The 12290-nt window shown below is 62.8% G+C and carries 10 protein-coding genes; 7 read left to right on the forward strand and 3 right to left on the reverse strand.

The features are described from left to right. Window positions 1–48: 48 nt before the first annotated feature. On the reverse strand, window positions 49–1665 hold the full coding sequence (gene ilvA / locus J2W23_RS21790; RefSeq protein WP_307650220.1) for a threonine ammonia-lyase, biosynthetic: 1617 nt from the start codon (window positions 1663–1665) through the stop codon (window positions 49–51). Between the two features lie 50 nt (window positions 1666–1715). On the opposite strand from ilvA, the gene J2W23_RS21795 reads away from it, so the two are divergent. Further along, on the forward strand, window positions 1716–2846 hold the full coding sequence (locus J2W23_RS21795; RefSeq protein ID WP_176660320.1) for a hypothetical protein: 1131 nt from the start codon (window positions 1716–1718) through the stop codon (window positions 2844–2846). A gap of 94 nt (window positions 2847–2940) precedes the next feature. Here the strand turns inward: J2W23_RS21795 and J2W23_RS21800 are convergent, their stop codons facing one another. Then, window positions 2941–4221, reverse strand: coding sequence for a porin (locus J2W23_RS21800; protein ID WP_307650332.1), 1281 nt, complete (start codon window positions 4219–4221; stop codon window positions 2941–2943). 269 nt (window positions 4222–4490) lie between these two features. Between J2W23_RS21800 and J2W23_RS21805 the strand changes: the two genes are divergently transcribed. Beyond that, window positions 4491–4940 (forward strand): OsmC family protein, encoded by a 450-nt coding sequence (locus tag J2W23_RS21805; RefSeq protein ID WP_307650221.1) that lies wholly within the window; start codon window positions 4491–4493, stop codon window positions 4938–4940. Between the two features lie 13 nt (window positions 4941–4953). Here J2W23_RS21805 and coq7 read toward each other — a convergent pair whose 3' ends face one another. Further along, window positions 4954–5583: a 2-polyprenyl-3-methyl-6-methoxy-1,4-benzoquinone monooxygenase gene (gene coq7, locus J2W23_RS21810; protein WP_307650222.1), complete on the reverse strand. Its 630-nt coding sequence runs from the start codon at window positions 5581–5583 to the stop codon at window positions 4954–4956. A 282-nt stretch (window positions 5584–5865) separates the two neighbouring features. Between coq7 and J2W23_RS21815 the strand changes: the two genes are divergently transcribed. From J2W23_RS21815 to J2W23_RS21835, 5 genes are all read left to right on the forward strand, one after another. Beyond that, the gene (locus J2W23_RS21815; protein WP_307650223.1) at window positions 5866–7137 is read left to right on the forward strand and encodes a porin; all 1272 of its coding nucleotides are present in this window, start codon (window positions 5866–5868) and stop codon (window positions 7135–7137) included. 193 nt (window positions 7138–7330) lie between these two features. After that, window positions 7331–8311, forward strand: coding sequence for an ABC transporter permease (locus J2W23_RS21820; protein ID WP_176660323.1), 981 nt, complete (start codon window positions 7331–7333; stop codon window positions 8309–8311). 8 nt (window positions 8312–8319) lie between these two features. Beyond that, window positions 8320–9600 carry a M20 aminoacylase family protein gene (locus tag J2W23_RS21825; protein WP_307650224.1) on the forward strand — a complete coding sequence of 427 codons (1281 nt, stop codon included), beginning with the start codon at window positions 8320–8322 and terminating at the stop codon, window positions 9598–9600. Window positions 9601–9631: 31 nt separating this feature from the next. Continuing rightward, window positions 9632–11215, forward strand: coding sequence for an ABC transporter substrate-binding protein (locus J2W23_RS21830; RefSeq protein ID WP_307650225.1), 1584 nt, complete (start codon window positions 9632–9634; stop codon window positions 11213–11215). 157 nt (window positions 11216–11372) lie between these two features. Further along, window positions 11373–12284: an ABC transporter permease gene (locus tag J2W23_RS21835; RefSeq protein WP_176660326.1), complete on the forward strand. Its 912-nt coding sequence runs from the start codon at window positions 11373–11375 to the stop codon at window positions 12282–12284. Window positions 12285–12290: the final 6 nt, after the last annotated feature.

Raw genomic sequence — 12290 nt, forward strand, 5'->3', positions numbered from 1 at the left:
AAAAACCGGCTGCGCGCCGGTTTTTTGTTGTTTGCGAAGGGCCGTGCGTCAGGCCTGCAGGAACAGGCGGTACGCCGGGTTGGCCGTTTCCTCGACGTAGGGATAGCCCAGGTTTTCGAGAAACGCATCGAAGGCCGCGGCGTCGCCGGCCGGCACCTGCAGGCCCACCAGGATGCGTCCGTAGTCGGCGCCCTGGTTGCGGTAGTGGAAGAGGCTGATGTTCCAGTTCGGTCGCATCAGGCTCAGGAACTTGAGCAGTGCGCCCGGGCGCTCGGGGAACACGAAACGAAGCAGGCGCTCGTCGTGCGCGAGGCCGGTGCGTCCGCCGACCAGGTGCCGCAGATGCTCCTTGGCGAGTTCGTCGTGCGTGAGGTCGAGTGCGTCGAAACCGTGGTCGATGAAACTGCGCGCGATGGTGGCCGATTCGCCGCGCGTCGACGTCGTGAGGCCGACGAACACGTGCGCCTTGGCCGCGTCGCTGATGCGGTAGTTGAACTCGGTCACGTTGCGCAGCGCGCCACCCACCGACCCCGATTCCTCGGCATCGCTCGCGGGCAGCTCGCCGACCACTTCGCAGAAACGGCGGAAGCTGCCGCGCTCCTCGGGGATCGTGACGGCGAACAGCGCCTCGCGCTCTTCTCCGACCTCGGCGCGCTCGGCCACGAAGCGCAGCCGGTCGAAGTTCATGTTGGCGCCGCACAGGATGGCCGCGTAGGTCTCGCCGTGGCGGCCGTGCTCGGCCACGTACTGCTTGATCGCAGCCACCGCCAACGCGCCCGCGGGCTCGACGATGCTGCGCGTGTCGACGAAGACGTCCTTGATGGCGGCGCAAACGGCATCGGTATCGACGGCGATGTATTCGTCGACCAGTTCGCTGGCGATGCGGAAGGTTTCCTCGCCAACCAGCTTGACGGCGGTGCCGTCGGAGAACAGGCCCACGTCAGGCAGGTTCACGCGCTGGCGGGCTGCGACCGATTGCATCATCGCGTCGGAGTCGTTCATCTGCACGCCGATTACCTTGATCTCGGGACGCACGGCCTTGATGTAGTTGGCCACGCCGGAGATCAAACCGCCGCCGCCGATCGCGACGAAGACCGCGTCGAGCGGGCCTTGGTGCTGACGCAGGATTTCCATCGCGATGGTGCCCTGGCCTGCGATGACGTCCGGGTCGTCGAAGGGGTGGACGAAGGTCAGGTTCTCCTGCTTCTGCAATTCGAGCGCGTGCAGATACGCATCGGAATAGCTGTCGCCGTGCAGGACGATTTCGCCGCCGAAACCGCGCACGGCATCGATCTTCAATTTGGGCGTCGTCACCGGCATGACGATCACCGCGCGGGTGCCGAGCTTTCGCGCGCCGAGTGCAACGCCTTGCGCGTGATTGCCGGCCGAGGCGCAGATCACGCCGCTTGCCAATTGCTCAGCACTCAAATGCGCCATCTTGTTGTACGCACCGCGCAGCTTGAAGCTGAACACCGGTTGCTGGTCTTCGCGCTTCAGTAGAACGGTGCTGCCAAGACGCTCGCTGAGCGCGCGCGCCTTCTCCAGCGCGGACTCGACCGCAACGTCGTAAACCCGGGCGTTGAGAATTTTTCTGAGATAGTCGGCGGGCGTCAATTGCGCCGGTACAGGTGCGATGCGCACAGTTTTTTCCAGGGGAGTTTTCATTTGATTACCAACGATGATAAGAGGCATCGGGATTGCTTGCGAGAAATGACATGGACACAAATGTCATAAACCTCTTCAACAGCGTGCCTGCAGCAAATGATTCTGGTTTTTTTGCGCGCACGTATCCCGCGATTCAAACGCCCGCCAATCAAATTACTTTCGAACAAAATTTGTTATCAGTTCTTGTCAGTGACCTTTCGACGGGACTGATGCAGGCTGAAGCGGCGCGCGTTCAGCGAGGAGAAATCGGACGCGCCACATGGCAGGTAATGGGCAACAGATTGCGCGCCAATATCATTCCGTTGCTGGGTAACTTGCCAGTTCACGCGTTCACTACGTCCGATGCGCAGCGATTGATCGATCGGCTTGGTGAACAGGGCTTTACCAGCACCACCATCGCCCAGTACCTGGTGCTGTTGCGAAAGGTCGTGATGCATGGCGTGCACACCGGCGTGTTGCGCGAAGCACCGCTGTTTCCCAAGGTCAAGGTGCGCAGCCAGCCGCGCGGGAGCTTCAGCGTTTCGGAGTACCGGGCGATCGTTGCGGCGGCGCGAAGCCTGCGCGGGAATTCGCATCCGGTGCTCAGCCAGTTGGGCGCTGGCGAGCGGTTCTGGATCGCACGCGAGCATCTCGCGATGCCGGACGAACTGCCTTGGCTGATTCGCTGGATGGTGAACACCTTTGTTCGTCCGAGCGATATCAAGCTCATGAAGCACAAGCACATCGAGGTCGTGCGCGGCAAGCATGTCTACCTGCGGATGAATCTGCCGGAAAGCAAGCGGCACAGCCAACCGATCGTGAGCTTGCGGCCGGCTGTGCGTGTCTATGAATGCCTGCTCGCCGAGCGCCGAGAACATGGTTTTGGCGGAGCGGACGACTATCTTTTCCTGCCTCATCTGAAGAATCGCGAGCACGCTCTTGCAGTGCTCAATTTCTTCTTCCACTGGGTCCTCGATGTAACGCGACTCGGGAAGGGGCCGCTGGGTCAATCGAGGACGCTCTATTGCTTGCGCCATACCGCGATCACGTTGCGGCTCTTGTATGGGCAAGGCATCGACATGCTGACCTTGGCGCGCAATGCGCGGACGAGCGTCAACATGATCGAACGTTTCTACGCATCCGTCTTGAGCGGAGAAATGAATGTGGGACTGCTGCAAAGCAGGCGTGGCCGGGTGAGTTGAGAAAGGACAAAAAGCTGCCCAGCGTGGGCTGGGCAGCTTGAGGCTTTGCCGATTCGAACTGGCGTGAGCCAGCATGGGAATCAAGACTTGAGAATCAGAACGCGTGACGGAGGCCGAAGTCGTAGCCGGTCGAGGTCTTCGGGGTGAAGCCATCGGCGGTCACGAAGCTCGGGCCGCCAACGGTCAGAGCTGAACCGTTCTTGTTGCTCACGCGAGCGATCGTTCCGTACAGGGCGGTGCGCTTCGACAGGTTGTGCACGTAGCCGATCGCCAGCTTGTTGGCTTTCGGATCGGCTCGGTTGAGCGCGAAGGGCTCGTTGTAGTCGACCTTGATCGACGAGTACGAAGCGCGGATCAGTCCGGCTCCGACTGGCACGGTCACACCGAGCAGGTAGCCGGTCAGGTCAACCGAGTTCGAGTTGACGTTGCTGAAGGTGACCCGTCGGTTTTCGGAGTCCAGCTTGTTCTTGGCCTTCGAGAATTCACCGAAGAGCTTTACGGGGCCGAAGTCGTACGAAGCGCCGAGGTTGAATGTGTTCACTTTGCTGGTGAGGCCTGCATAGAAGGCGTCGCCAACAGTGCTGCTGCCGTAAGCAACCGCAACGTCCAACGGCCCGTTGGCGTAACCGAAGCGGCCACCGACATAACGACCTTGACGCGAGTTGTTCAAAGCAGAGGGCGTAGCGGTGCCCGGGCTGTATTTGGTCTTTTCACCAAATGCGTACTGCAGTTGACCGTAGAAACCACCCAGGTTCGGCGGCAAGAAGTAGCCAATGGTGTTGCTGGAGCGAGCGTAATTGCTGCCGCCCACGTTGGTGGGAAGAGCGATGTTCGGGAATTGATCGGTGAAAGTCTTGTTGCTGGCGGCAACGCCGTTGAATGCGCCGAAGGAATTGCTGGCCGTCGAGATCAGGTTGGTGCCGACGCCGTTGGTGCCGAACGGATCGAATACGGTGTCGTTCCAGAACGTGGCGGTGTAGTCGCGACCCAGGCGGATCTCGCCGAAACCACCCGACAGGCTCACGGTCGAACGACGAGCGAACGTCGCAACACCTTCAGAGCCGTCATCGTTCTTGATCGGGGCTTCGAGCCAGAAGCTGGCTGCCAGGCCACCGCCGAGGTCTTCCGTACCGCGGAACCCGAGTCGGCTGGAGTTGTAGGCTCCATTTGCCAGTTCGCGGCGGCTTGCCTTGACGCTGCCCCTGTTCACATAGAACGGGTTGTACCCTGCGAGCCGGCCCTGCGCATCGTAAGTGAAGCCATTATTTTGGTCACGCGAGGTAGACGAGTAGCCGCTGATCGACGCGTCGACCACACCGAACAGAGTGACGGACGACTGAGCCGAGGCAACACCGGCAACAGCCAGGGCAGCCAGAGCAGTTGCCCTTTCCAAGCAAAAACTAGAGTGGGGATGCCGGTTGCCCAGCTCAATCGAGCAAGAAAAAAGCCCCGAGCTTTGCAGCTCGGGGCTAAATCCACCAATTGGAAGGGTGGAGGAGACAACTGTGGGCGCAAACGTATGCGCGATGAAATAAAGTATATCGACTGTTTGTTGCGTTGCAACAAGCGAGTGATGCTTTTCCCACACAAATCCGATGCCGACGTGCGTTTTTGCCGGGCATCCTGACTGGAATCAGAAAAATCATGGAATGCACAGTGAGCTGGACCGGCGACGCCGGAACGCGTTCGGCCATGGGCTTTGTTGCCGAGACCGGCAGCGGTCATGTCCTGATGATGGATGGCGCGCCCGACGCGACCAAGCCGGAGAACGGCGGCCAGAACCTCGCCGCTAGGCCGATGGAGACGGTATTGGCTGGTACCGGTGGCTGCACCGCCTATGACGTCGTGCTGATATTGAAAAGAGGCCGCCATCGCGTCGAGCGTTGCAGCGTCAAGCTGACCAGCGAGCGTGCGGAGAAGGATCCCAAGGTCTTCACCAAGATCCACATGCATTTCACCGTGGCCGGTAAGGCGATTCCTGCTTCTGCGGTGGAGCGCGCAATTGCACTGAGTCACGAGACCTATTGCTCGGCCAGCATCATGCTGGCGAAGACGGCCGAGATCACCACCAGCTTCGATCTGATCGAAACCTGAGGCTGGGAGCGTTCTAGATCCGATGTGCCACGGTGGTCATCACGCGTGAGGCCAAACGCATCAGGGCCTTGACCGGCGGCGGGAGTTCTGCGGCGCCGGCATTGACGGCCTGCGCCGCATGACGCGCCTCGTCGGACTTCATTTGCTCGACCACGGCCCGGGAGGCGCTGTCGGATAACGGGAGTCGGTTCAGATGGCTGTCGAGATGAGCCTCGACTTGACGCTCGGTTTCGGCCACGAAGCCCAAGCTCCAAGGATCCCCCAGGCGGCCGGCAACCAGGCCGAGGCCGAAGGCTCCGGCATACCAGAGTGGATTCAACAGCGAAGGCCGATCGCCCAACTCGTCCAGGCGCTGCCGCGTCCAGGCCAGGTGATCGGTCTCTTCATGTGCAGCTTCGAGGAATTGAGAACGCAGGCCTGGATCCCGCGCCACTGCGGCCTGGGCCGTGTAAAGCGCCTGTGCACAGACTTCCCCGACATGGTTGACTCGCATGAGCGCGCCGGCCTGGCGGCGCTCTTTCTCGTCCATCTCGCCGGGGGCCTGGGCCGGGACGGGCGTGGTCCGCGTTGCATGAGGGCGGGCAAAAAGGGTTCGCAATGCCGCATCTGTTGCGGCGAGAACGGGGTCAAGCGAGAGCGTCATTCGCCTATTTGAACGCACCTCGAAAATGCTGCAAAAAGTTACGTTCTTGTTCCGCATTGTGGTGCGGCGGACGGGCTAAGTCCTTTGTTGCAGGACTGCAACGAAACACGCGGGCCATCCTAGATTTCGGGCGATTTGTTTTGCCCTGCCGCATCGGCTCTGGTGCAATAGCATCAACTTCCCAAAAGGAGGTTGGCCCGGGGTCCGGTGGGAGCACAAAAGTGCCAGTCACGGTGAGCCCTTCGCACCGGAGCCCTATGTTTAACCTTGGAGAAACTTGCAATGAAAAAATCTCTAGTTGCTCTGGCTGCCCTGGCTGTTGCCGGTGTTGCCTCGGCTCAGTCGTCCGTCACTCTGTTCGGTGTGGTCGACGCGTCGATCAGCGGCTACTCGTCTACTTCGCGTGACCTGAACGGCGCCACCTTCCTGAACCCGTTCTACGTGAACAAGGGCAGCGTCAAGGCAAGCAGCCGTCAGCTGGCTAACTCGGCTTACAACTCCAGCCGTCTGGGCTTCCGTGGTACGGAAGACCTCGGCGGTGGCCTGGCAGCCAGCTTCTGGCTCGAAGCCCCGATCAAGAACGATGACGGTTCTGAAGGTGTTGCGACGTTCGCTCGTCGTTCGACCGTGAGCCTGTCGGGTGGTTTCGGTGAAATCCGCCTGGGTCGCGACTACACCGCGACGTTCTGGAACGACACCGTGTTCGATCCGTTCGGCACCAACGGCGTCGGCACCAACCTGATCTCGACGGCCAACAGCGGCTTCGGCACTTTCAACGGTTTCAGCAACAAGGCTTTCACCGATCAATTCCCGAACGTCGCTCTGGCCACCAACGTGGGCGGCAGCAACTACGTTCGCACCAGCAACAGCATCGGCTACTTCCTGCCGCCGAACCTGGGTGGTTTCTACGGTCAACTGCAGTATTCGTTCAGCGAAAAGACGAAGTACAGCCCGGGCACCGCTACGCCCGCAGCTGACAACAACTCGCGCACTGGCCGTTATGTCGGTGGCCGTTTCGGCTATGCAAACGGTCCTCTGGACGTCGCACTGGCTTACGCCAGCAGCACCGTTGGCGACCAGTTCTATGCTGGTACGACCACCAAGGTCAACACTCTGAACCTCGGCGCTTCGTATGACTTCGGTCCCGTGAAGCTCTTCGGTGAAGTGTCGCGCGCCAAGAACAAGATCGATTACGAAATCCAGCCTTTTGCTGGCGGCCGTCCTGACATCGACCTGACCGGTTACCTGCTCGGCGTGACCGTGCCGGTCGGTGCTGGCCTGATCCGCGCTTCGTACTCGAGCGTCAAGTACGACGAGAACCTGGTTGCTGCAACCCCGTGGGAAGTGCTTCCTGCCGACAAGAAGGCCAACAAGCTGGCAATCGGCTACGTGCACAACCTGTCGAAGCGCACGGCTCTGTACGCAACGGTGGCTCGCGTGAGCAACAAGAACGGTGCAGCTCTGACCGTTGGCGGCCCTGCTTTCGTGACCTCCGGTGGCTTCACCCCGAAGACCTCGACCGGCTACGACTTCGGTCTGCGTCACGCTTTCTGATTTGACGCTGGCGTAAGCCAGCTTCGAAGCTAAAAGCTCAAAAGCCACTCGACGCAAGTCGAGTGGCTTTTTTCGTTCCGGCGCCACAAGGCGCGAGGTGTTGGCAATGAGCACCATGTGTGTGCACCCCCGGGGAACCCCCGTGCGGGCACGCACCTTGCACTGCTAGCATGCCCGATCACTTTGTTTGCTAATGATTGCCTTTGTACTGCGCCGCCTGATCCAGGCCGTGATCGTGATGATCGCGGTCGCGTTCATTGCCTTCCTCTTGTTCCAATACGTCGGCGATCCCGTCGTGTTCCTGCTGGGCCAGGACGCCAAGCCCGAGCAGATCCGTGAATTGCGCGCCGGGTTGGGGCTCGACAAGCCCTTCTTCGTGCAGTTCTGGCATTTCCTCGTCAATGCGGCCCAGGGCGAATTCGGCCTGAGCCTGCGCCAGGGCGCCAAGGTCTCGCGCCTGATCGGCGAGCGTTTTCCGGCCACGCTCGAACTGGCGCTCGTCGCCGCCGCGCTGGCGCTCTTCATCGGCATCCCGATGGGCGTCTACACCGCCCTGCGCCGCGGCACTTTCCTGAGCCAGGTGTTCATGACGGTCTCGCTGCTCGGCGTATCGCTGCCCACCTTCCTGATCGGCATCCTGCTGATCCTCGTCTTTGCGGTCACGCTGGGCTGGTTTCCGAGCTTTGGGCGGGGAGACACCGTGAAGTTCGGCTGGTGGACCAGCGGCCTTTTCAGCGTCGACGGCTGGCAACACATCGTGCTGCCGGCGGTGACGCTCGCGATCTTCCAGCTCACGCTGATCATGCGGCTGGTGCGCGCCGAGATGCTCGAGGTGCTGCGCACCGACTACATCAAGTTCGCACGCGCACGGGGCCTCTCCAATCGTGCGATCCACTTCGGTCACGCGCTCAAGAACACGCTGGTGCCGGTGATGACCATCACCGGCCTGCAGCTGGGCGGCCTGATCGCCTTTGCCATCATCACCGAGTCGGTGTTCCAGTGGCCCGGCATGGGCCTCCTGTTCATCCAGGCCGTGACCTTCGCCGACATCCCGGTGATGGCGGCCTACCTGTGCCTCATCGCGCTGATCTTCGTGGTGATCAACCTCGTGGTCGACCTGCTGTATTTCGTGGTCGATCCGCGTCTGCGCGTCGGCAAGGCGGGGGGGCATTGAGCATGAACATGACAGCACAAGCAGCGACGACAGCGGCAGTTCCTCGCCTCAAGGCGTCAGGGCGGGCCTTCGCGAACATCGCGAGCTTCTATCCCGAGCTCACGGCCTTTCGCCGCGATCTGCACGCGCACCCCGAGCTCGGCTTCGAGGAGGTCTACACCGCCGGCCGCGTGCGCGAGGCATTGCGCGCCTGCGGCGTCGACGAAATCCACGAAGGCATCGGCAAGACCGGCGTAGTAGGCGTCATTCGTGGCAAATCGACCGCCAGCGGCCGCATGATCGGCCTGCGCGCCGACATGGACGCGCTCCCCATGCGCGAGGACAACAGCTTCGGCTGGCGCTCCGCCAACGACGGCCTGATGCACGGCTGCGGCCACGACGGACACACCGCCATGCTGGTCGGCGCCGCGCGCCATCTCGCCGAGACGCGCGATTTCGACGGCACCGCCGTGCTGATCTTCCAGCCCGGCGAAGAAGGCTTTGCCGGCGCGCGCGTGATGATCGAGGACGGCCTGTTCGACCGCTTCCCGGTCAACGCCGTCTATGCGATGCACAACTGGCCCGCGATGCCCGCCGGCACCGTGGGCATCAACCGCGGCGCGATGATGGCCGCGGCCGACCGCATCACGATCGAGATCAAGGGCAAGGGCGGCCACGGCGCGCACGCCTACCAGACCATCGACCCGGTGGTGGTTGCCGCGCACATCATCACCGCCGCGCAGACCATCGTGTCACGCAGCGTGCGGCCCATCGACGCGGCCGTCGTCAGCATCTGCGCGGTGCAGGCGGGCGACCTCGGCGCGATGAGCGTGATCCCGGGCGAGGCCACGCTGGTCGGCACGGTGCGCACCTTCAGCGCGCGGGTGCAGGCGCAGGTCGAGCAGCGCCTCAGCGAGCTGTGCACAGCGATCGCCGGCGGCTTCGGCGCCACAGCCACCATCAAGTACGAGCGCATCTATCCGGCGACCATCAACACCGCGCCCGAGGCGATGTTCGCGGCCGACGTGGCCGAGTCGCTGGTGGGCGCCAAGAATGTCGAGCGCAGCATGGAGCCCAGCATGGGCGCCGAAGACTTTTCCTTCATGCTGCAGAAAAAGGCGGGCGCGTACCTGCGCATCGGCCAGGACGTGCGCGAAGGCGCCTTCCTGCACAACAGCCGCTACGACTTCAACGACGAGATCCTGCCGCTCGGCGCCGCATTGCACGCGGGGCTGATCGAGCAGGGCATGCCGCTTGCTGCTACCCGCAGCACGCAGCCAGGGAAAGCAGCCGCCACCGCGGCGTCGTGATGTGTTCGATTTCAACCCGAGGAGTGTCCCCATGAGTTTCAAGAAGAAAGCGGCCGCGGTCGCCGTCCTGTGCGCCCTGGGCGCCGCCAGCCTGGTCGCGAGCGCGCAGACCATCCGCATCGCGAACCAGGGCGACGCGCTGTCGCTCGACCCGCACTCGCTCAACGAGTCGCTGCAGTTGAGCGTCACCGCCAACGTCTATGAAACCCTCGTGGGACGCAACAATGACCTGAGCCTTGCGCCGCTGCTGGCCACCAGCTGGAAGCAGACCTCGCCGAACGTCTGGCGCTTCGAGCTGCGCAAGGGCGTGGTCTTCCACGACGGCACGCCGTTCACCGCCGACGACGTGGTGTTCAGCTTCGCGCGTGCGCAGGGCGACGGCTCCGACTTGCGCGCTACGCTCAGCGACATCAAGGCCGTGCGCAAGGTCGGCGACCTTGCCGTCGAAATCGAAACCAACGGCCCGTTCCCGATCCTGCCGGACGTGATCTCGCTCACGATGATCATGAGCAAGAAGTGGTGCGAGGAAAACCAGGCCACCAAGCCGGTCGACCGCCGCAAGGGCATCGAGAACACCGCCTCGTTCAAGGCCAACGGCACCGGCCCGTTCCGCGTGCGCGAGCGCCAGCCGAACGTGCGCACCGTGTTCACGCGCAACGGCACCTACTGGGGCAAGATCGACGGCAACGCGCAAGAGATCGTCTTCACGCCCATCGCCAACCCCGCCACCCGCGTGGCGGCACTCGTCTCTGGCGAAGTCGACGTGATGGAGCCGGTGCCGGTGCAGGACATCGCACGCATCAACGCCGCGCCCACCGCCCGCGTCATCACCGGCCCCGAGCTGCGCACCATCTTCCTGGGCATGGACCAGAAGCGCGACGAGCTGCTGTACTCCAACATCAAGGGCAAGAACCCGTTCAAGGACAAGCGCGTTCGCCAGGCCTTCTACCAGGCCATCGACATCGCCGGCATCCAGCGCACCGTGATGCGCGGCGCCTCGCGGCCCACGGGCCTCCTGGTCGGCCCCGGCATCAACGGTTGGACCGCCGAGCAGGACAAGCGCCTGCCCTACGACGTCGAAGCCGCCAAGAAGCTCATGGCCGAAGCCGGCTACGCGAGCGGCTTCGAGGTGACGATGAACTGCCCGAACGACCGCTATGTGAACGACGGCCAGATCTGCCAGAGCGTGGCCGCCAACCTCGCGCGCATCAACGTCAAGATCAACCTGGCCGCCGAGACCAAGGGCACCTACTTCCCCAAGATCCTGCGCCGCGACACCAGCTTCTACATGCTCGGTTGGACCCCGACCACCTACGACTCGCACAACGCGCTGAGCTCGCTCACCGCCTGCCCCGACGACAAGGGCACGGGCCAGTTCAACCTGGGTGCGTACTGCAATCCCAAGCTCGACGAACTGACCAAGAAGATCCAGTCCGAGTCCGACAAGGCCAAGCGCAACGAGCTGATCAAGGAAGCCTTCAAGCTGCATGCGGACGACATCGGCACGCTGCCGCTGCATCAGCAGTCGCTGGCCTGGGGCGTGAGCAAGAAGGTCGAGCTGGTGCAACTGGCCGACAACTTCATGTACTTCAAGTGGATGAGCATCAAGCCGTGATCCCGCTGGCCGCTCCTTCGGCGGCCTGACCATGGGCCCGCTTCTTGCGGGCCCATTCCTTTTGATTCACGATGAAAATTAACCCCCACGCTCCCCTTGCTGCGCAAGGTCCGCTGCCCCCCGAGGGGGCCGTTTTTCGTCTTGGGGCGGCCCGGCGATGAAAAAAACCCTTGCCCGCTGGCTCGACAGCGATGTCGGCTATAGCTTCCGCACCTCGCCCGTGGCAATGGCGGCTGCACTGATCGCGCTGGTCTGCCTGTTCTGCGCGGCGTTCGCCGGATGGGTGTCGCCGCACAACCCCTTCGACCTCGCCACCCTCGAACTCGGCGACGCCCGCCTTCCGCCCGCATGGAGTGCCGAAGGTTCTTCCAAGTACCTGCTCGGCACCGACGACCAGGGCCGCGACATTCTTTCTGCCGTGATCTATGGCGCGCGCATCTCGATGATCGTGGGCGTCGTCTCGGTCGTGCTCTCGGTCGTCGTCGGCGTGGTGTTCGGCCTGCTCGCAGGCTTTCTCGGCGGCTGGCTCGATTCGTTCCTCATGCGCGTGTGCGACGTGATGCTGTCGTTCCCGCCCATCCTCGTCGCGCTGCTGATCGCCGGTGTGGGCCGTGCGCTCTTCCCGGGCGCGCACGAGTCGCTCGCGTTCGGCGTGCTGATCATTTCGATCTCGCTCACGGGCTGGGTGCAGTACGCGCGCACGGTGCGCGGCTCCACGCTGGTGGAGCGCAACAAGGAATACGTGCAGGCCGCGCGCGTCACCGGCGTGGCGCCGGTGCGCATCATGCTGCGCCATGTGCTGCCCAATGTGATGGGGCCGGTGATGGTGCTGGCCACCATCCAGGTCGCGACCGCGATCATCACCGAGGCCACGCTCTCGTTCCTGGGCGTCGGCGTGCCGCCGACTTCGCCCTCGCTGGGCACGCTCATCAGCATCGGCAACCAGTACCTGTTTTCGGGCGAATGGTGGATCACGGTGTTCCCGGGCCTGATGCTGGTGCTGATCGCCCTGAGCGTGAACCTGCTGGGCGACTGGCTGCGCGATGCGCTCAATCCGCGTTTGCGCTGAAGAGAA

The sequence above is a fragment of the Variovorax boronicumulans genome (genome assembly GCF_030812215.1).
GTDB classification, from domain to species: domain Bacteria; phylum Pseudomonadota; class Gammaproteobacteria; order Burkholderiales; family Burkholderiaceae_C; genus Variovorax; species Variovorax boronicumulans_C.

Bases quoted from the DNA above. Each gene is read 5' to 3' on its own strand.
- ilvA (WP_307650220.1), bottom strand. From the start codon at position 1,665: ATGAAAACTCCCCTGGAAAAAACTGTGCGCATCGCACCTGTACCGGCG.
- J2W23_RS21795 (WP_176660320.1), top strand. From the start codon at position 1,716: ATGGACACAAATGTCATAAACCTCTTCAACAGCGTGCCTGCAGCAAAT.
- J2W23_RS21805 (WP_307650221.1), top strand. From the start codon at position 4,491: ATGGAATGCACAGTGAGCTGGACCGGCGACGCCGGAACGCGTTCGGCC.
- coq7 (WP_307650222.1), bottom strand. From the start codon at position 5,583: ATGACGCTCTCGCTTGACCCCGTTCTCGCCGCAACAGATGCGGCATTG.
- J2W23_RS21815 (WP_307650223.1), top strand. From the start codon at position 5,866: ATGAAAAAATCTCTAGTTGCTCTGGCTGCCCTGGCTGTTGCCGGTGTT.
- J2W23_RS21820 (WP_176660323.1), top strand. From the start codon at position 7,331: ATGATTGCCTTTGTACTGCGCCGCCTGATCCAGGCCGTGATCGTGATG.
- J2W23_RS21825 (WP_307650224.1), top strand. From the start codon at position 8,320: ATGACAGCACAAGCAGCGACGACAGCGGCAGTTCCTCGCCTCAAGGCG.
- J2W23_RS21830 (WP_307650225.1), top strand. From the start codon at position 9,632: ATGAGTTTCAAGAAGAAAGCGGCCGCGGTCGCCGTCCTGTGCGCCCTG.
- J2W23_RS21835 (WP_176660326.1), top strand. From the start codon at position 11,373: ATGAAAAAAACCCTTGCCCGCTGGCTCGACAGCGATGTCGGCTATAGC.